Genomic DNA, 18850 nt, shown 5'->3' on the forward strand with positions numbered 1-18850 from the left:
CCCATTACATTTTGATTATTTTTTTCGAATGGTTTTTCTCTAATAAAAAACATCTTCAAATGATGCAAATTAGCATTTTGATGCAAAAAAACATTTTGTGTTATAATTCGTTTTTTTACTATCTTCATGTTGTTTTTTCCATATACATACAATGCTAATACGCATTGTAATTCTCAAGATTTCCCTCTCTCTCCTTTGGCACACTGTTTGCTTACAATAATAAGCCTATATACCAGGAGGAAAAGGAATACACTATGCAAAAACGGCTGCAATTATCTATTAAAAAAAGACTAAATATTTCATTTTTAATCCTACTTCTCATTCCAAGCCTAGCCATTGGCCTTCTTTCGTATCAAACAGCCCGACAGAAGGTGCAAGATCAAGTGCTCGATCAAGCGAAAGGAAACACCCATCTTTTGGACCAGCTCGTCATACGACTGATTGAACCTGAGCTACAAAATGTCACCCTGCTGGCCGAAAACGTAAATGCTAACATGTATGCCGGGCGGCAAAGCCCACGGGTTATGGAAATGATTCATCAATTCCAACGGCTCCATCCCGAAATTGCCTCCGCATATGTCGGCACAGAAGCTGGATTTCTTATTATGGATGGTTCTGAGAAACTGGAAGCTGATTATGATGTGCGTAAACGTCCCTGGTACCAGCAGGGGCGCCAGAGTGACACAAAACCGGTCATTACCGATCCATATGTCGATAAGATAACCGGCCAAACTGTTGTGAGCCTCCTTAAGAAAACAAAAGACGGTTCCGGTGTAGTAGGAATTGACCTGAATTTATCCAAGCTTGCGGAAATGACGAGTTCTATTAAAATTGGCAAACAAGGCTACGTTTTTATGATAGACCAACAGAAAAAAATTCTCGTTCACCCATCTAGCAAAAACGGGGCTGATGCACCAAAAGAAATCGTCGCACAGCTATTCAGTAAACCATCCGGCAGTTATGACACAAGAAACAATACTGAAACAACTCGAACGTTTTTTGTGACAAATGAGCTAACAGGCTGGAAGCTGGGCGGCACGATTAATATGGCAGAAGTAACAGCAGAGGCGAATCCGATTTTTACAACGACAGTAGTGGTCATCACAGCAGCACTTCTACTCGGTGGATTGCTTGTATACGTTGTAATTTCCTCGATTACCCGTCCCCTCCGTCTACTTGACCATGCTTCCGAAGTGATCAGCAGCGGAGACTTAACAGAGCGGGTTCTGATCACATCCAACGACGAGCTTGGACAACTGGGCCAACGCTTTAATCAGATGGGAGAATCATTGCAGCATGTACTGCATGATGTCAGAGAAAAAGCAGAGCATCTTGCAGCTGCTTCTGAAGAATTGATGCAAGGCGCAAAAGAAACAAGCCATGCGGTTGAGCATGTGTCGACTACGATTCAAGAAATTGCCGCTGGCTCCGAACAACAAGTGCAAAGTGTGGAAGATACCTCAAACACCATCATTCGTATGTCAGGGTCGATGCAGCAAATCGCTGAACATGCACAGCAAACCTCTGCTTCTGTTGCCGAAACATCCGATGTTGCGGCGAATGGGACCGAAGCGATTCAACTAGCGATTCAACAGATGGACTTGATTCATACCAAAATAACACGTCTTTCTGATACAATTAGCAGTCTGGAAGAGCGCTCACATGAGATTGAGAACTTCGTCGGGATTATTACCGGAATTGCAGCGCAGACAAATCTTCTGTCTTTAAATGCCGCTATCGAAGCAGCACGTGCAGGTGAACAAGGACGTGGCTTCGCCGTTGTGGCTGATGAAGTCCGCCAGTTAGCTGAGCAATCTTCACAGTCAGCAAATCACATTACGTCTCTAATTCAGACGATTCAGAACGAGACAAAAGCGGCCGTTGATTTTATGGAAGACGGGGTTCAGGAAGTGAAGAAAGGAATCGATGCGGTATATGTCGCAGGACAGTCATTCCAGTCTATCCGCGAATCGATTGAGCATGCGGCCGAGCAAGTATATGAAGTCTCTTCCTCTGCTCAGGAGATGTCAGCCGGAGCCGAAACAGTAGCCCGGTCTATTGAGATTATCTCTGAGATTGCAGAGCGTTCCGCTTCGGGCATGGAGACAGCTTCTGCGAGTACAGAAGAACAACTCGCTTCGATGGAGGAAATATCTGCATCTGCTGAGGCACTTGCTCATATGGCAGAAGGGTTGGAAGAAGTGATTCAACGTTTTAATGTGTAGTAGGGAAAATGGAGGATATCTCAAAAGCTGTAACACCGCGGCTGAGGTAGCCTCTTTTTTCTGGGTGGAGGTTTTCGCCAAAGCATAGTGGAGGAGCGGGATCGGGCGGGACCCCGTCACTTCGGTACGCTTACAGAGAAGCTGGGACTGTCCGCTCCAGGTGCCAGGCGAACTCGCCCACAAAAGGTGTCCGCGATGAAATTGCATCGAAGCATTGTGGGCAAAAGCCCGTTCGCCTGTCTCCTTCCGCTGGGGAATCGCATACAGGCGTTCCGTTGCCCCGCCCGATCCCGCTCCTGACACAGTTTGGATAAAAACCATCAAGCAATATCAAGAGGCTGAGCTTTGCTATGCAGGTAAAAAATAAGGAAGCGATCTTGCGAAAAGCCAGTGGCTACCGAGCAAATCCTTTCTGGCGTTGCATGTTTTTTGTAAACCGAAACGTTGTGCGGGGAGTGGGAGAAGGAAGGAGTAAGAGAGCGCCTGTACGCGCCTACTCAGTGGAGGGAGAACGACGAACGAGCCTTTGCCCGCAATCCTTCGGTGAATCAACATCGTAGGCTTTTCTTACGATTAGTCAAGTGAATCATAATGATTTTGAGTGATTATTTTGTAAGTAACAGGGGGAGGAAGCGGAGAGAAAATAACAGGTTTCACAGAAAGTATGGATGTTGACATACCAAATAAACCTAGGGTGTTTTTATTTTTTGCTAGGTTTATTTGGTATATGGTATGATAGAAATTGCATTATGATCTGGTGGCACACTGGTACTCATAGTGCTGATTGTGTGTAATAAGGTAGAAGAGGCACTTCAAGAGCTTATTTACACAAGCGATCGACGCAACTTTATGACACTTGTTATAAGGTTGCGTTTTTACTTTGTCATAGTACTCAACGAGATGGTTGTTCCCGAAACGACGCTGTTTAATCATATTCTGAATGACAAGGTAAAGCAGTTTACGCAGGTGCTTGTTTCCGCGCTTATTGATTTTATCCTGGAAAAAGGTTTTACCGGACTGGAACCGTCGGATATCAATCCCTGCAAAGGCGTTGAGCTGTTTCGGATTGTCGAAGCGGCGGATGTCTCCGATTTCGGCGAGTAAACGCACCGCTGTATTTACCCCAATGCCCGGAAAGCTGAGAAGAACTTGATAGTCCTCTCGATGCATGCTCATTTCCTCCATTTGCCGAATCAGAGCTTCTCGTTGGCGAAGAATCTCCAAATAACGTTTGACATAGATGCGTAGCTGGTCACAAAGAACATCGGTTGCGGAAACCGCCGGATACGAGTTCTGTGCGGCTTCAAGCAACTGGATGGCTTTCTTCTCAGCGGTACCTGCCGATAACTTTTTGTCGGTACTCTTGAGAATCCGGTTTCTGATTACGGTTTTGGAAAGACCGTTCACGAGATCGGGATGTGGAAATAACTGAATGACATGTAAACAGAGCTCCGATCGGCTTGTAAAGATCGTTTCCAGTTCGGAAAAGGTCAGTTGAATGACTTTATGCATCCGATTGCGAAGAGTAGAAAGTTCTCCGTCTAATTCTTGGTAAAACCGAGAGAGAGACTTTAGCTGCTGGAAGAAGTCATTGGGTACTTCTTTTTCTCTTCGAGAGACCGTGAAATGAGTCAACGCCAGCCGATGAGCGTCACTTCGATCCGTTTTATGCATCCGCATAGAAGCGGACTGCAGTTTGGCTTCAAGCGGGTTTAACAGGCAATAGGTGTACTGATGATCTTGCATAAAGCGTTCCAGTTGTCTGGAGTATACGCCCGTAGCTTCGAAAACAATGGACGGTTGTTCCCCATCTTGCTCGATCAGCTTCTCCATGCAGGCATGCAACCCTTCAAAATCGGAACGGGTATGCCGGATTTCTCCTTCAAACTCACAGTGCCGGTCGGCATTGTACACCACCCAATAGCTCTTTCCCATACTTACATCAAATGCGACTACATGTTTCATGGTTGTTCTCCTCCTGATGTTCGTTGTAGAAGCCTTCACGCATCCTTATCGATTCCCTTTTCTTATACACGATCTCAATGGATCCAACATACTGAAGCTGATTCAAATAAGGGCAGTGAAGTTGGCCTGTTTCTTTGACGGATTCAAGATCCCGAAGCCCACTCGGCCTGTTTCTTCACTTCTACCACAAAAAAATAGTAGCACAAACCGTGGCCTTGGTCTGTGCTACTAATCTTAGTATGTTTCTTTGCGGGCACGTTCGCCGGGCTCCCGTAGCGGACAGCCACCACTTCCCTGCAAGCGTACCGAAGCGAACGGCTCCTTCCTTCTCCCACTCCCTCCCCCCACACGTTGTCGATATCACGAAAAAGCTGTCTCACTTTCCATGAAATTTATCTAATCTCCAAAAATGACCTGTTCTAGTTTTTCTATACTACCAATCATAATTTTCTTTTTTTCAATATGAATAAGCTTCTCATCTTGCAGCTCGAGCAAAATTTTTGTAACCGTTTCTCGCACCGTTCCGGTCATATCAGCCATCTGCTGATGTGTTAATTTGAGATTGATTAGAATCCCATCTTTGCGCTGAGTTCCATGCTGTCCTGCTAAGCGTAAGAGCATTCTGATCACTCTGGTACGAGCATCAAGTATCGTCAAATTGGTGATCAATTCATTCGCTTTACGCAACCGATCAAGCGTCGTTTTTAGAATCTTCATGGAAATGTTCGGGTTTCGATTGAGCAGCGACATAAAGTCCTGTCGCTTAAGGGCATACAATACGGACTTTTCCATCGTTTTCGCACTGGCAGACCGAACTTGTTCATTTTCTAATACGGCCATCTCCCCAAAAAAATCACCATCCCCAAAAATCGCCAGAATAATCTCTCTTGCTTCATCAATGCGATAAATATTGATCACGCCGGATTTAATCATATAAAGCTCGTCGCCTTTTTCCCCTTCTAAAAATACAGTTCTTCCTTTTTCATACGTGCGAGTTATAAACATAGAAGAAATTTCTCGTAAGTCTGCTTCCTCTAACTCTTCAAAAAAAGGAAAATAACATAGAAAGCGCCAATCTATCACAATGAACATCCCCCATTTGTTCATGTTTTAATAAAAAATACCCCTTAATACATACAGTGGTTTAACCCAATTAAGGACCATTGTATGTGTTAAAGGGTATAAATGCTAGCACTTAAGTACAATACACTTATTTTGTAGTACGAGTAAGTGTGTACACTATCACTTCTATCAGTTTCCTTTTTTACTCATATCAACATTATATTTCTTTGTCATATCTTGCAGTTCAGAATTAGCTTGTTTGTTTAATTCTTGTGCTTCTTTAAGTAAGTCATCCGCAGCAACTATTTTTGCCATGTCCTCTGACTCGAAAGCAGTAATGATCTCAGTAACACCTATCACGTTCTTATCAGCCATCTTAATTCTTTTTTCATGCATTGCGCTTAGTTCTTTGTCAGGTGTGATCGCTTTGAGTTTTTCTTGTACTTCTTTAGCTTTCGGCAAAAGTCCCGTCTTTAGTTTTTCGGCCTTCTGTGCATCCGTTAGCTTATCATATTCAGGGTTATTGTTAAGATCGTTGATCTGTTTTACAAACTCCGCATTTGCCTCTTGGGCAGGCTGTACTGCTTCAAGATACTTAACTAACGCCTCTTTTCCTGCATCCTCTTTTGGTTGGGCTGCCTGTTGTTGCGTATTCGTTTGTGGCGCAGTTGCATTTGCTGGTTTTTCACTCTTGCTTCCGCATCCATATAAAGAAATCGACAACACCACTAATCCTGCAAGCAATGCTTCTTTCTTCATAATAAATCCCCCTTCTCTTTTTGAATATATGAAGTAAATTACTCCTATATCGTAATTGTTCAGCTTACGGATGAAATGGATAAGCCATGAACATTGTATATTTATGAGAGGGTATAAGGACTTATGAATGTTTCTATTCCTGCTGGTCACTAGCTACTAAATCAAAGTTGACCCGCAACTTGTTCCAATTTCTCCTCATTCCGTTCACCTTCTGCGTTTTGCTCAGGCACGATGAGAAATCGCTCTCCTTTTTCGTTCTCTTCTATTTTAAGGTTGAGACCTTGCGAGAAGTTCAGCCCTGCCAGCTCCTTAACGACTTCGTTCAAATTTGTCAGAGACAGTGTTCGAAACTGTGTGATCGTTGGATTCATTCCGAAGATTCCTCCCTTCACAGCCAGTATACATCGTTTCTTCTTGGAGGAACTGTGATTGAGATTACACTTCTGAACATTTATCTTTTCTGTGAAAATCGATGAAGAAAGATGAAGAGGCTGCCCCACTCGCCATAACATGACGCTTGAGACAGCCTCTTTATATCATACTAGAATTTTTTCGTCGCAATCTCATCCAGGATTGCACTAATTACATCATCCACTTTTTGCGAACCAAGATCTCCTTGGCCGTGGCGGCGGACAGCTAATTCGCCATTTTCCATTTCTTTGTCACCGATGACAAGCATGAACGGAATTTTGCGCAGCTGTGCTTCACGGATTTTATAACCAATCTTCTCATTGCGCGTATCAAGCTCCACACGGATACCCATTTTCGCCATTTTTTCTTTCACTTCTTCCGCGTATTTCACATGCGGCTCAGCAATTGTCATGATACGAGCTTGCACTGGCGCAATCCATGTCGGGAACGCCCCTGCGAAGTGCTCGGTCAGAATGCCAATGAAGCGGTCAATCGAACCGTAGATCGCACGGTGAATAACGACTGGACGGTGCTTCTGATTGTCTTCGCCCACATACGTAAGGTCGAATTTCTCTGGCATCTGGAAATCAAGCTGGATCGTCGCGCATTGGTGGCTACGCTTGATCGCATCTTTAATATGGAAGTCGATTTTTGGGCCGTAGAAAGCGCCATCGCCTTCATTAACACTATACGGCACGCCAAGTCCATCGAGTACGTTCTGAAGCGAACGCTCCGCCGATTCCCACAACTCATCGCTTCCCATGGAATCTTCTGGACGAGTAGACAGCTCAATGCTGTATTGGAAGCCGAATACACCGTACATTTTGTCGATCAACTCAATTACATTTTTGATCTCGGATTCAATTTGATCCGGGCGAACGAACAAGTGTGCATCATCCTGTGTAAACGTACGTACGCGGATCATGCCGTTCAACGCGCCAGAGAATTCGTGACGGTGTACTTGACCGAATTCGGACATACGGATTGGCAGGTCGCGGTACGATTTGATCTGACCTTTGTAGATGAGCATATGGCCCGGGCAGTTCATCGGTTTCAAAGCAAACTTAGTGTTATCTACTTCTGTGAAGTACATATTCTCATGGTAGTGATCCCAGTGGCCGGATTGCTCCCACAGGCGCTGGTTCATCATGAGTGGTGTACGAACTTCTTCGTAGTCGCGCTCTTGATGCAAGCCGCGCTCATACGCTTCGAGTTCGTTACGAATGACCATACCATTCGGCAGATAGAACGGCATGCCCGGTGCTTCCTCAGAGAACATGAACAGTTCGAGTTCTTTGCCAAGCTTGCGGTGGTCGCGCTTGCGTGCTTCTTCCAGGAAGTGCAGATACTCATCCTGGTCTGCTTTTTTCGCCCAGCATGTACCGTAAATACGTTGAAGCATCTGACGATCAGAATCCCCGCGCCAGTACGCGCCCGCTACACTCATCAGCTTGAACGCTTTGATTTTGCCAGTAGACGGCACATGCGGTCCACGGCACAGGTCGAAAAAGTCGCCCTGATGGTACATCGAAATCTCTTCGCCTTCTGGTAGTTCGGAGATGATTTCTGTTTTTAAATGGTCATTTAATTTTTCATAGATTGCCAGTGCTTCTTCTCGCGTTACGACTTTACGCTCAATGGACAGGTTTTCTTTGACGATCTTATTCATTTCTTTTTCGATATCCGCAAGCATTTCCGGTGTGATCGTTACAGCTGTATCAATATCGTAATAGAAGCCATCTTGAATAACCGGACCGATCCCCAGCCGAACATTCGCATCGCCCAGGATACGCTTGATCGCCTGTGCCATCAAGTGCGCACAGCTATGACGCAGCACTTCGAGTGCATCTTCGCTGTCTTCTGTAATGAGTTCAACCGCTGCATCGTGTGGGATGACCGCTTTCAGATCAACGGTCTTGCCATCTATTTTACCGGCGATTGATTTTTTGCGCAGGCTTGGACTGATCGAAGCTGCGACATCTTCAATCGTTGCACCGGCTTCGTACTCACGCTTCGAGCCATCCGGCAGTGTAATTGTTAGAACTGACATGTTATTTTCCCTCCAAATCATTCCAATAGAAATAAAAAAACGCGCATCATCCCAATAGGGACGAGCGCGCTGTTCTCGTGGTACCACCCTGGTTCAGCACGGTCTGTTCTGCTTATATAAGCTGATCTCACAGTCTGTGCCCTCCATGAACAATAACGGATGTCTTCCGGTCGTTCTTACTAGCGCAAGGCGCGTTCCGAACGGCAGCTAAAGGGGGTAATCGCAAGTCTCGTGCTGGAAAGCTTACAGCCTATGGCTTTCCTCTCTGGGAACCGGTTGACTTTGATCGTATCCTTTTCATTGCTTTTGCATATGAAGCTATCTCGATTATAGTAGTGCCGTTTCAGTAAGTCAAGTATCCTCTGCCATCCGAATCAGCGGATATTCCCCTGATAGTATCAGCCTGCCCGTAAATAAGCGAGTAATCATCAAAATGATTGGGGCTCGCGGCTGTTCCGTATATAAGAGCAAGGTACCTGGCGCAAAAGCAGCAAGCGTGCGCACAACGTCCGCTTCCGCCAATACGTATGGCAGCTCTGCCTCCACCGGAAAAGCAAGCGTACGCGAAGGATCAAGGCGTTCCCACTCTTCATTATAATACGTAAACGACGTACCACCTTCATGCACAATGCGAAGCAGCTCCGTACGCACCGTCTGCCCGGCCAGAAACGCACGCAATCGCCTGACAACCATTTCATACTCTTCTTCCGCAAAATATTCTTCAATATACATATCAACCATCAACCGAAGTTCATACAGCCTCTCTTTCAGCCGAAAACGGAAAAAACCATCCAGATGAAGGTCGTGTTCCTGCTGCAAATAGTCAAACACCATGCGCTCTACATTGGATGTCAGCTCACTTGTTCGAGATACAGCCCTCCCTGCTTCTTTTCCTGCCAGGTGATACAACACATACCCGAGCAGACCGTCTTTTTCTTGCACGCGTTCATAAGCAGGATGGTCGCGCACAAGCCGCTCGATATATCGTTCTTCTTTCCATGTCACATACGCTCCCACCGCGTGAGCAATCGCACATGGGACTCCTTCATACGCTTCTACCGTATACTCCTGTTCCACCCAGCTCTCAATCATAAAACAGCAAGCGTGCTTCTGTTGTTGTTCATACAGCCGAAGCTGAAGCAGAGGACGAATGTTATTCAGTTCCTCACGCAGCACTTCTCGAAACGAATCCAGCAAGTCCCGGTCTCGAAACGGTACATATAATTTCATCACACGCACGATTTCACCTTCCTCCGGCCTTTTCTCTCATGTATATGAAAAAACTCGTAGAATCTGATAAAATATTTAGAAAATAACTATTGATAACGCTTTCATTATGTCTTATAATAACAGTAACCCCCTTAAACGGGTTGACACCTCCTGGAATTGAATTAATCTCTCCACTCCTACCTTGGGCTCGCTGCTCTGCAGCGGGCCACTTTTTTGTCTTTTTTACATGCGTTCTCCAAAGTGTGGTGGAGGAGCGGGAGCGGGCGAGGCCTCGTCACTTCGGTACGCTTACAGAGAAGTGGGAACTGTCCGCTTCAGGTGCCAGACGAACTCGCCCACAAAAGGTGCCTACGATGTATTTCAGAAGAAGCATTGTGGGCAAAAGCCCGTTTACCTGTCCCCTTCCGCTGGGGAGTCGCGTACAGGCGTTCCGTTGCCCCGCCCGATCCCACTCCTGACACAGTTTGGATGAAACTCTTCAAGCATAATCAAGAGGGTGCAGCAGACAAAAAAATAAGGAAGCCTTCTTTCAAAAAGCCAGTGGCAATCGAGCAAATCCGTTCTGGCGTCCGTGTTTTTTGTAAACCGAAACGTTGTGCGGGGAGCGGGAGAAGGAAGGAGTAAGAGAGCGCCTGTACGCGCCTACTCAGCGGAGGGAGAACGGCGAACAAGCCTTTGCCCGCAATCCTTCGGTGAATCAACATCGCGGGCTTTTCTTACGATTAGTCAAGTGAATCATAATGATTTTGAGTGATTATTTTGTAAGTAACAGGGGGAGGAAGCGGAGAGAAAATAACAGGTTTCACAGAAAGTATGGATGTTGACATACCAAATAAACCTAGGGTGTTTTTATTTTTTGCTAGGTTTATTTGGTATATGGTATGATAGAAATTGCATTATGATCTGGTGGCACACTGGTACTCATAGTGCTGATTGTGTGTAATAAGGTAGAAGAGGCACTTCAAGAGCTTATTTACACAAGCGATCGACGCAACTTTATGACACTTGTTATAAGGTTGCGTTTTTACTTTGTCATAGTACTCAACGAGATGGTTGTTCCCGAAACGACGCTGTTTAATCATATTCTGAATGACAAGGTAAAGCAGTTTACGCAGGTGCTTGTTTCCGCGCTTATTGATTTTATCCTGGAAAAAGGTTTTACCGGACTGGAACCGTCGGATATCAATCCCTGCAAAGGCGTTGAGCTGTTTCGGATTGTCGAAGCGGCGGATGTCTCCGATTTCGGCGAGTAAACGCACCGCTGTATTTACCCCAATGCCCGGAAAGCTGAGAAGAACTTGATAGTCCTCTCGATGCATGCTCATTTCCTCCATTTGCCGAATCAGAGCTTCTCGTTGGCGAAGAATCTCCAAATAACGTTTGACATAGATGCGTAGCTGGTCACAAAGAACATCGGTTGCGGAAACCGCCGGATACGAGTTCTGTGCGGCTTCAAGCAACTGGATGGCTTTCTTCTCAGCGGTACCTGCCGATAACTTTTTGTCGGTACTCTTGAGAATCCGGTTTCTGATTACGGTTTTGGAAAGACCGTTCACGAGATCGGGATGTGGAAATAACTGAATGACATGTAAACAGAGCTCCGATCGGCTTGTAAAGATCGTTTCCAGTTCGGAAAAGGTCAGTTGAATGACTTTATGCATCCGATTGCGAAGAGTAGAAAGTTCTCCGTCTAATTCTTGGTAAAACCGAGAGAGAGACTTTAGCTGCTGGAAGAAGTCATTGGGTACTTCTTTTTCTCTTCGAGAGACCGTGAAATGAGTCAACGCCAGCCGATGAGCGTCACTTCGATCCGTTTTATGCATCCGCATAGAAGCGGACTGCAGTTTGGCTTCAAGCGGGTTTAACAGGCAATAGGTGTACTGATGATCTTGCATAAAGCGTTCCAGTTGTCTGGAGTATACGCCCGTAGCTTCGAAAACAATGGACGGTTGTTCCCCATCTTGCTCGATCAGCTTCTCCATGCAGGCATGCAACCCTTCAAAATCGGAACGGGTATGCCGGATTTCTCCTTCAAACTCACAGTGCCGGTCGGCATTGTACACCACCCAATAGCTCTTTCCCATACTTACATCAAATGCGACTACATGTTTCATGGTTGTTCTCCTCCTGATGTTCGTTGTAGAAGCCTTCACGCATCCTTATCGATTCCCTTTTCTTATACACGATCTCAATGGATCCAACATACTGAAGCTGATTCAAATAAGGGCAGTGAAGTTGGCCTGTTTCTTTGACGGATTCAAGATCCCGAAGCCCACTCGGCCTGTTTCTTCACTTCTACCACAAAAAAATAGTAGCACAAACCGTGGCCTTGGTCTGTGCTACTAATCTTAGTATGTTTCTTTGCGGGCACGTTCGCCGGGCTCCCGAAGCGGACAGTATCCGCTTCTCTGCAAGCATACCGAAGCCGAACGGCTCCTTCCTTCTCCCACTCCCTCACCACCAAACGTTGTCGATTCTACAAAAAAGAGGCCGTCCCGTTCGCCATGTTCTGGCTTTTAGGACAGCCTGTTTCTTGATTACTGCTTATGCATATACCGAAGCCTGTCGTGCTTCCGACTGTTCCTCTCCAAACACTTTTGCTTTTTGCATATCGAGCCAGACAGCTTTTCCGGGTACGAGTTCATGAGCTAGCCGCGAATCTGCGGCGATATGCACTTCGAGCGGCACATCTTTTTTCGTAACGACTTCTATTGTAATGAATGGTCCGGCTGTCTGTACCTTTTGAATCACCGCTGCTTCAGAAGCCGTACTAGAAGGGCGCAGCTGAACATCAAACTCATGCGGACGAATAAATTTTGTCCGTTCAGAATGCGTAGGCACGTCTAAACGATTGGTTTTACCGATGAACTCACATACAAATGGCGTCGTCGGTTCGTGATACACTTCGGTCGGACTTCCAATCTGCTCGATTTGTCCCTGATTCATCACCACTACACGGTCCGCGATTTCCAATGCTTCTTCCTGATCATGTGTCACAAATACCGTTGTGATTTTCAGTTCGTCATGTACCCGTCGCACCCAGCGGCGAAGCTCATGGCGCACTTTAGCATCGAGGGCACCGAATGGTTCATCCAGCAACAACAGATTCGGTTCAATAGCGAGTGCACGTGCCAGAGCAACCCGCTGACGCTGACCACCTGACAACTGGGACGGATAGCGATCACCCAACCCTTCCAACTGTATAAAATGAAGCAAATTCGCCACCCGCTCCTTAATCTCAGACCGTGATGGACGATTGCGGCGTGGTCGTACCGTCAGCCCGAACGCGATGTTATCTGCAACCGTCATATGGCGAAATAACGCGTAATTCTGAAATACAAACCCGATCCGAAGCGCTTCTTCCCGACCATGCTCCGCTATATCGGTCTGAATGTATCCGGCATCTGCCGCCTCCAACCCGTCTATTACCGACCGTGCCTGTTTACCTGATCAACCCTGTGATTGTTTGATCGTCACATCTTACCCGGTTTTTTGCTTCCAGTAGGCAGCGAATTCTTTGTTATAGTCCTGATACAGTTCACGTGTCGGATCATGTCAACTACTCACGACTAAAATCGCGAGCTTGTAACTACCCAGAAGTTCAATCAGTTCTCCCGAACCTCCTTCCTTAGCATGGTGTTACTATAGGCAGGCTGACAGCTACCCAACTACACAAGTCATGCTTGTGTAGTTACTTCGGCGATGTACTCAATTCCTTTTCGCTGAAGATTCATCGCCCCGATACGGTCATCATTTGATGTATATCTGCAAGTCTTACAACTAAACATATGCTTTTTCTTGTTGCGGTTTTCCTTCTCTGTATGTCCACATTTCGGACAGGTTTGCGAAGTATATCTCGGGTCAACCGCAATCACTTTAGATCCACTCATTAGAGCTTTATATTCAAGCATTGTGCGGAGTTGGTAGAATGCCCAGGAAACCGTCTCGTAGCGATTTTTAATTCTTACACGTTCCGTTACATTGCGAATATCGGTTAAGTCCTCAACAACAAACAAAGTATTGGCTCCATATCGTTTAACGAGTGCCTTTGATACCTGATGATTCACATCAGCCATCCAACGGTTTTCTCTCCCACCGATTCGCTTCAACTTTCTGCGAGAAGAAGCCGTACCTAGTTGTTGTAGTTGCTTACGCAAGTGCTTATACTTCGAGCGCTTATTTTTTATCGATCGTCCGTTGAAAAATAATGGTTTTCCATGAGAATCATAGCTGACCGCTACAAAGTTAATGCCCATATCGATTCCGACTACTTGACGAATGGTATGTTCAGATGCTTCTTTGATTTCTTTTGTCATAGGAATATGCAGAAAGAACTTGCCATACTTGTTGACGAGCTTTGCTGTACCAAAAGACCATATTCCGTCAAAGTATTGTTCCATCCCTTTCGTTTCAAATGGCACTTTGATCCGACCGCTAAGGGTATTAATCGAAAATAACCCTTTAATAAGGGAATAGTCTCGATTCCATACAAGGTCATATTCAGATTTCTTGAATTGTACTCTTGTCCAATCGTGACCGTTGCTTTTTAAAGATTGATAGCGAGCAATTACGGTTTTCATAACGGACTGTGCCATTTGAGAACGCAAAGAAAAGCGGGAACGTAAGCTTTCGTAGGTCATTTTGTGAAGTTTCGCTTGTGCTAATTGCTTTGTGCCGAACACAAGGTCTGATACAAAATTGCAGCCTGAACGATAAGCGTCAAGTGTGGTTCTTAACAAGTCCATTTGCTCATAGGTTGGATTGATCTTAATCTTAGCGGTAATTGTAATATCCATTAGATATCACCTCACTTTCACTAAGTTTATTATATCGAAATTTTCAGTGAAATAAAAACAAAAAAGAGGGGGAGAGTAAAGGAGTCCAAGTAATACAGGCTCATTGACGTACCGAAAGGCACGCCTGTGCCTAGCGCAAATTCCTCTCACGACTGAAGTCACGAGTGTCCTTTGCGCAAATATGAAACATTGAGCAGTTGCACTGCTTTCGGCTGTTCTGTTTTAGTTTTTGCTGCTTCCTTTGGTTCTCCCGCTGTCGAGCATCCTGCCACGCCCAGCGCTAGACTACTCGCAAGCAAAATATTTACCCATTTGTGTGATTTCCTCATTGTTTTTTCCCCCTTGTATTTTTTCTAAAAAAAGAGGCCCCTAGAAAACCGACAGTTCATGGCAAACTGCGGAATTCTAAGGGCCTCCGGTGGTCCGGTCAGCACCTGACACATTATCGAGCTTTCTTTTCTGTCGCAAATCTTTTTTTCTCTGTGCGGTCAATTTGTACAACCTGGCCATCGTGAACGATAATCTCCAGCGAACCGTATTCCAGATCTTTCAGCGCCTCCAGAATTTGTTCTACCTTTCCTACAGGCTTCTGCCGCTCCTTCTCTTCCACTCTTACATCCCCCTTCTTCCGAATTTCGAGGTTATGAATGCTTCTGGTGTACACATCTGCCTGATGCAAATACTTCATACGCACACCTCCTGATAAAATAAAAAGCGACCCCTATTGAGATAAGAGGTCGCCCGCAATAAACAATGTCGGTTCTCCCTCTTATCTATCGGATTGTGCATCCGCTGGAATTAGCACCTTTTGAATCATCAATGGTTGCCGAGGCTTCGTCGGGCCAGTCCCTCCGCCTCTCTGGATAAGAGTCTTGCTAGATATACAATTTTTCTTATCTTCATCATAATACCTATTAATCAAAGTAGTCAACTACGTTTTTAATTTTTTTTCTTACATGGTTGATCGTTTACGATTTTCTAACTGTTTAGCAAAACAGAACCGTACAATTTTATCTCGATGCCCTTCCGCAATTTGTGTAAAGCGCAGCGGGACTTTCAGTAAACCGTTATCTTGCGGTATGGGTTGACGTACGAGTTCGACTTTAGCTGCAATATCCTGATCCGGGAGATGAATAGTAGTCGGAAACGCAGCTTCTGGAAATACGAGATTCGGCTTACATAACAGCAAAATCCCTCCTCCGCTAATGTCGATGGACATGGCAGAGTGTTTCGTATTTTCAATCGTAAAATCTACGTTTAGCATTACAGGTACACGCACGTAGTTTCGGCGCTGGATTTTGCGAATATCCTTCAGCTCGGGCTTTCGAAGCTGTAACAGCGGGATGTTATCTTTCATACGACGTACAATTTCAGAAGAAAACTCATACTGATTGCCATCCTGATTCATGTAGCTTACATACACAGCCTGCCGGTCTAGAAGCACAGCTGTTCGGCCTGTCTGCTCATCAATCGGATACGTGATCATAATCATGTCATTGGACAAATCTGCTACTGTTGCTTTGTACTGTTTGGCTTCTTCCTTCTCCTCAAAAGAAATCAGCCGTATGTGCTGGTTGACTGATGGAAACATGATGCTCGCCCCTCTCCCTACCCTATTTTCCTTAAATTCTCTTTTGGATTATATTTAAAAATCGTAAAATGTAATATGATTACTTATTATACACCAAATAGACTAATGAAAAAATAAACACAAAATTATAAGTAGTTACTATTACACTGTTTTTATGTGACTTTTGATTCTTTTATGCTTTGGAATCTGCTATTCCTCCGAAAGACAAAAAACGCTTATCCATACCATTTACCTTCAACGTAAATGAAGTATAGATAAGCGTACTGTTTCTAATTCTGCATCACAAAGTCAGCTTCCATGCTCTCGCCTTCTTTGAAGACACGCAATGTCTTATAATGCGTATTGCGCTGCGCCGGAATCTTGCCCGCTTCACGGATGAGTTCGAGAATATGATTCGTGTTGACTTTGTATGTGCATGCGGCTGCCGACACAACGTTCTCCTCCATCATCGTCGAGCCGAAGTCGTTACAGCCATATGACAGCGATTTCTTGCCAATTTCCGGTCCCATGGTTACCCAGGATGACTGGAAGTTCGGGATATTATCGACCATCAGGCGGGAGATTGCCACGTTCTTCAGATACTGCTCTGGCGTCTGTTTCTCCGCCTTCATGTTCGTATTATCCGGTTGGAATGTCCAGGAGATGAATGCGAGGAAGCCTGGTCCTACCTCTTTCATCTCGTCCTGCGCTTCACGAATGCGCATCATATGCAGGACACGTTCTTCCATCGATTCACCGAAGCCAATAACCATCGTTGCCGTTGTCGACATGCCAACGCGGTTAGCGATCTTCATCGTATCAATCCACTGCTGCCACGGTCCTTTAAGACGACTGATTTTTTGACGTGTGCGGTCATCGAGAATTTCAGCGCCCGCACCTGGTAAGGAATCTAGTCCAGCGGCATGCAATTCACGCAGCACTTGCTCTACCGGAAGTTTTGACACTTCTGCGATTTTGAGCACTTCCGCTACCGATAGCGAATGCATATGAATCGTCGGGAATCGCTTCTTAATGCCACGTAACAGATCGGTATAATAATCAAGCGGCAGATCCGGATTCGTTCCGCCCTGCATCAAAATCTCTGTTCCCTGCACATCGAGTGTTTCCTGGATTTTCTGGAACACGTCCTCATCCGGTAACACATACGCATCTTTTGAACCTGGCGCACGGTAAAAGGCGCAGAATCGGCAGTACGTATCACAAACGTTTGTATAGTTAATGTTCCGGCCAATGACAAATGTCGTAATCGGTTCCGGGTGCCACTTGAGCATGATTTGGTTGGCATAATGCCCCATTTTCTCAATTTCATCGCTTTCATACAGGCGAAGTCCGTCTTCTAAGCCGAGACGTTCACCGGCAAGCGCACGTTCCAGTATGCGGTCAATTGACACGCTGCATCCCTCCAAACACGGTGTAAACACTTCTTTTATGGTAACATAAAGCCCCCTGCTTGCCTATACATACACGCAGGGGGCTTTGGCTTATCTATTCAGCGAATCCAATCTCTTCATACACTTCCGGCTGCCAGTGAATGACACAGCGCTCTATAGGAAGATTGATTTCTCGCATCCCATTCGGGCGTCCGTTAAAATAAATGATCTCAGACAGCACCACCCGGTTGTCCTTAATCTGCACTTCACCTTTCAGATGCTGCACCTTGCCGTCCATCCCATAAAAATGAACTTCTCCCGTTCCCAGTGTCTTCATTCGTTCCTCCCCTGCCGCTTATGCGGACTTATGACTCATTACTTATCAACCGTACTATAATGACTATTATATCGGATAAAATGGGAGTTTTTTCAATACTATTTTTTTATCAGTTTTTCTTTTCTGTTCTGCCCAGACGGCGATTTCGTCCATCAACCCGATACGCATCTGTGTAATACCGAATGCGCTCCATGATTCGCATCGCTTTTAACTGCTCCACTCCTGCCTTCTGGGAGTAAGCCAGATGTTCTTCCAACTGGTCCGGCGTATAGTTCGAGGTGTATAACACCGGGAGATTCTCGCTGACACGATACTGAAGAATCGCGCCCAGTATCTCATCGCGCGCCCACGGTGAAAGCGTCTCGGCGCCGATATCATCAAGGATGAGCACGGGAACCTCTTTGAGCACCTGGATTTTTTCCTGTACCGTATTATCTTGCAGCGCATCTTTGATCTCACGGAAGAAGTCCGGTGTATATACCATTAAAGAGGCAATCCCTCGCTCTGCCAGCTTCCGGGCAGCAGCGGCCATCATGTAGCTTTTGCCCACACCGAACGGGCCATAAAAATACAGGCCCTTTGTTCCTTCTTCACCCGGTTTCACACTTATACAGAAGGAGACAACTGCCCCAAACGCATCAATTCTTTCCTGGTCATGATCCAATTCTGCAAAGGAGGCGCCAAGTATTTCCCGTGGAATATGATGTGTGCGAATCAACCGGGACCGCTCCTGCTGTTCCTGCTCAACCACATACAATTGGCACGGCGCATGACGCACTTCAAGGGAACGGCCTGTCCAATCGAGCAGCGCCTGGTGTCCTCGCAGTAAATTCGGACAGGCCGCAAGCCCCGGACAGCTTCGGCAGGAAGCCGTTTCTTCCACCGCCTGGCGTACCCGACTCAGTGAACGCACGATGTGAACGGTCTCAATTTCTGGGTGCTGCTTTCTAATCGCCCGCACTTCTTCCGTCTCCATCGCGTCCTGCACCATATCGTCAAACGATTGTCTACCCTGTGTGGGAAACGCGGACAACAATTTATTCAACTCCCGCAT

The 18850-nt window shown here is 45.8% G+C and carries 18 protein-coding genes and 1 riboswitch; of the genes, 3 read left to right on the forward strand and 15 right to left on the reverse strand.

What is annotated here, in order from left to right; translation table 11 throughout:
* Positions 1-254 precede the first annotated feature (254 nt).
* Both CB4_RS18250 and CB4_RS21740 read left to right on the forward strand, forming a co-directional pair.
* Positions 255-2225, forward strand: coding sequence for a methyl-accepting chemotaxis protein (locus CB4_RS18250; RefSeq protein WP_096467165.1), 1971 nt, complete (start codon positions 255-257; stop codon positions 2223-2225).
* 87 nt (positions 2226-2312) lie between these two features.
* Positions 2313-2525, forward strand: coding sequence for a hypothetical protein (locus CB4_RS21740; protein ID WP_146226654.1), 213 nt, complete (start codon positions 2313-2315; stop codon positions 2523-2525).
* Between the two features lie 447 nt (positions 2526-2972).
* Here CB4_RS21740 and CB4_RS18255 read toward each other — a convergent pair whose 3' ends face one another.
* The 6 genes from CB4_RS18255 to ytxC all read right to left on the reverse strand — a co-directional run bounded on the left by CB4_RS18255 (position 2973) and on the right by ytxC (position 9702).
* The gene (locus CB4_RS18255; protein WP_096463496.1) at positions 2973-4190 is read right to left on the reverse strand and encodes an IS110 family RNA-guided transposase; all 1218 of its coding nucleotides are present in this window, start codon (positions 4188-4190) and stop codon (positions 2973-2975) included.
* A gap of 396 nt (positions 4191-4586) precedes the next feature.
* Positions 4587-5297: a Crp/Fnr family transcriptional regulator gene (locus tag CB4_RS18260; protein WP_231956067.1), complete on the reverse strand. Its 711-nt coding sequence runs from the start codon at positions 5295-5297 to the stop codon at positions 4587-4589.
* A gap of 144 nt (positions 5298-5441) precedes the next feature.
* Positions 5442-6011: a hypothetical protein gene (locus tag CB4_RS18265; protein ID WP_096467166.1), complete on the reverse strand. Its 570-nt coding sequence runs from the start codon at positions 6009-6011 to the stop codon at positions 5442-5444.
* Positions 6012-6172: 161 nt separating this feature from the next.
* The gene (locus CB4_RS18270; RefSeq protein WP_096467167.1) at positions 6173-6382 is read right to left on the reverse strand and encodes a hypothetical protein; all 210 of its coding nucleotides are present in this window, start codon (positions 6380-6382) and stop codon (positions 6173-6175) included.
* Between the two features lie 170 nt (positions 6383-6552).
* The gene (thrS, locus tag CB4_RS18275) at positions 6553-8472 is read right to left on the reverse strand and encodes a threonine--tRNA ligase (protein ID WP_096467168.1); all 1920 of its coding nucleotides are present in this window, start codon (positions 8470-8472) and stop codon (positions 6553-6555) included.
* A 351-nt stretch (positions 8473-8823) separates the two neighbouring features.
* On the reverse strand, positions 8824-9702 hold the full coding sequence (gene ytxC / locus CB4_RS18280; RefSeq protein ID WP_231956277.1) for a sporulation protein YtxC: 879 nt from the start codon (positions 9700-9702) through the stop codon (positions 8824-8826).
* 242 nt (positions 9703-9944) lie between these two features.
* Between ytxC and CB4_RS21745 the strand changes: the two genes are divergently transcribed.
* Positions 9945-10160, forward strand: a complete 216-nt coding sequence (locus tag CB4_RS21745; protein ID WP_146226667.1) for a hypothetical protein — start codon at positions 9945-9947, stop codon at positions 10158-10160.
* A 438-nt stretch (positions 10161-10598) separates the two neighbouring features.
* Here CB4_RS21745 and CB4_RS18285 read toward each other — a convergent pair whose 3' ends face one another.
* The 9 genes from CB4_RS18285 to dnaI form a co-directional block, all read right to left on the reverse strand.
* Positions 10599-11816, reverse strand: a complete 1218-nt coding sequence (locus CB4_RS18285; protein ID WP_096463496.1) for an IS110 family RNA-guided transposase — start codon at positions 11814-11816, stop codon at positions 10599-10601.
* A 430-nt stretch (positions 11817-12246) separates the two neighbouring features.
* On the reverse strand, positions 12247-13119 hold the full coding sequence (locus tag CB4_RS18290; RefSeq protein ID WP_373681373.1) for a sulfate/molybdate ABC transporter ATP-binding protein: 873 nt from the start codon (positions 13117-13119) through the stop codon (positions 12247-12249).
* A 260-nt stretch (positions 13120-13379) separates the two neighbouring features.
* Positions 13380-14498: an RNA-guided endonuclease InsQ/TnpB family protein gene (locus CB4_RS18295; protein ID WP_096467171.1), complete on the reverse strand. Its 1119-nt coding sequence runs from the start codon at positions 14496-14498 to the stop codon at positions 13380-13382.
* A gap of 158 nt (positions 14499-14656) precedes the next feature.
* Entirely contained in the window at positions 14657-14827 is a 171-nt protein-coding gene (locus CB4_RS21180; RefSeq protein ID WP_157738058.1) for a hypothetical protein, read from the reverse strand.
* Between the two features lie 113 nt (positions 14828-14940).
* On the reverse strand, positions 14941-15108 hold the full coding sequence (locus CB4_RS18300; RefSeq protein ID WP_231956278.1) for a YezD family protein: 168 nt from the start codon (positions 15106-15108) through the stop codon (positions 14941-14943).
* A gap of 156 nt (positions 15109-15264) precedes the next feature.
* Positions 15265-15368: riboswitch (SAM riboswitch) on the reverse strand.
* An 82-nt stretch (positions 15369-15450) separates the two neighbouring features.
* Positions 15451-16089, reverse strand: coding sequence for a flagellar brake protein (locus CB4_RS18305; RefSeq protein WP_096467173.1), 639 nt, complete (start codon positions 16087-16089; stop codon positions 15451-15453).
* A gap of 269 nt (positions 16090-16358) precedes the next feature.
* Positions 16359-17480 (reverse strand): cyclic dehypoxanthinyl futalosine synthase, encoded by a 1122-nt coding sequence (mqnC, locus tag CB4_RS18310; protein WP_096467174.1) that lies wholly within the window; start codon positions 17478-17480, stop codon positions 16359-16361.
* Between the two features lie 94 nt (positions 17481-17574).
* On the reverse strand, positions 17575-17796 hold the full coding sequence (locus CB4_RS18315; RefSeq protein WP_096467175.1) for a hypothetical protein: 222 nt from the start codon (positions 17794-17796) through the stop codon (positions 17575-17577).
* Positions 17797-17905: 109 nt separating this feature from the next.
* Positions 17906-18850: a primosomal protein DnaI gene (gene dnaI, locus CB4_RS18320; protein ID WP_096467176.1), complete on the reverse strand. Its 945-nt coding sequence runs from the start codon at positions 18848-18850 to the stop codon at positions 17906-17908.

The sequence above is a fragment of the Aneurinibacillus soli genome, assembly GCF_002355375.1.
In the GTDB taxonomy this organism is placed as follows: Bacteria; Bacillota; Bacilli; order Aneurinibacillales; family Aneurinibacillaceae; genus Aneurinibacillus; species Aneurinibacillus soli.

Excerpts from the sequence above, each read along its gene's own strand:
- CB4_RS18250 (WP_096467165.1), top strand. The coding sequence starts at position 255 with ATGCAAAAACGGCTGCAATTATCTATTAAAAAAAGACTAAATATTTCA.
- CB4_RS18255 (WP_096463496.1), bottom strand. The coding sequence starts at position 4,190 with ATGAAACATGTAGTCGCATTTGATGTAAGTATGGGAAAGAGCTATTGG.
- CB4_RS18260 (WP_231956067.1), bottom strand. The coding sequence starts at position 5,297 with ATGAACAAATGGGGGATGTTCATTGTGATAGATTGGCGCTTTCTATGT.
- CB4_RS18265 (WP_096467166.1), bottom strand. The coding sequence starts at position 6,011 with ATGAAGAAAGAAGCATTGCTTGCAGGATTAGTGGTGTTGTCGATTTCT.
- CB4_RS18270 (WP_096467167.1), bottom strand. The coding sequence starts at position 6,382 with ATGAATCCAACGATCACACAGTTTCGAACACTGTCTCTGACAAATTTG.
- thrS (WP_096467168.1), bottom strand. The coding sequence starts at position 8,472 with ATGTCAGTTCTAACAATTACACTGCCGGATGGCTCGAAGCGTGAGTAC.
- ytxC (WP_231956277.1), bottom strand. The coding sequence starts at position 9,702 with ATGAAATTATATGTACCGTTTCGAGACCGGGACTTGCTGGATTCGTTT.
- CB4_RS18285 (WP_096463496.1), bottom strand. The coding sequence starts at position 11,816 with ATGAAACATGTAGTCGCATTTGATGTAAGTATGGGAAAGAGCTATTGG.
- CB4_RS18295 (WP_096467171.1), bottom strand. The coding sequence starts at position 14,498 with ATGGATATTACAATTACCGCTAAGATTAAGATCAATCCAACCTATGAG.
- CB4_RS21180 (WP_157738058.1), bottom strand. The coding sequence starts at position 14,827 with ATGAGGAAATCACACAAATGGGTAAATATTTTGCTTGCGAGTAGTCTA.
- CB4_RS18305 (WP_096467173.1), bottom strand. The coding sequence starts at position 16,089 with ATGTTTCCATCAGTCAACCAGCACATACGGCTGATTTCTTTTGAGGAG.
- CB4_RS18315 (WP_096467175.1), bottom strand. The coding sequence starts at position 17,796 with ATGAAGACACTGGGAACGGGAGAAGTTCATTTTTATGGGATGGACGGC.
- dnaI (WP_096467176.1), bottom strand. The coding sequence starts at position 18,850 with ATGCGGGAGTTGAATAAATTGTTGTCCGCGTTTCCCACACAGGGTAGA.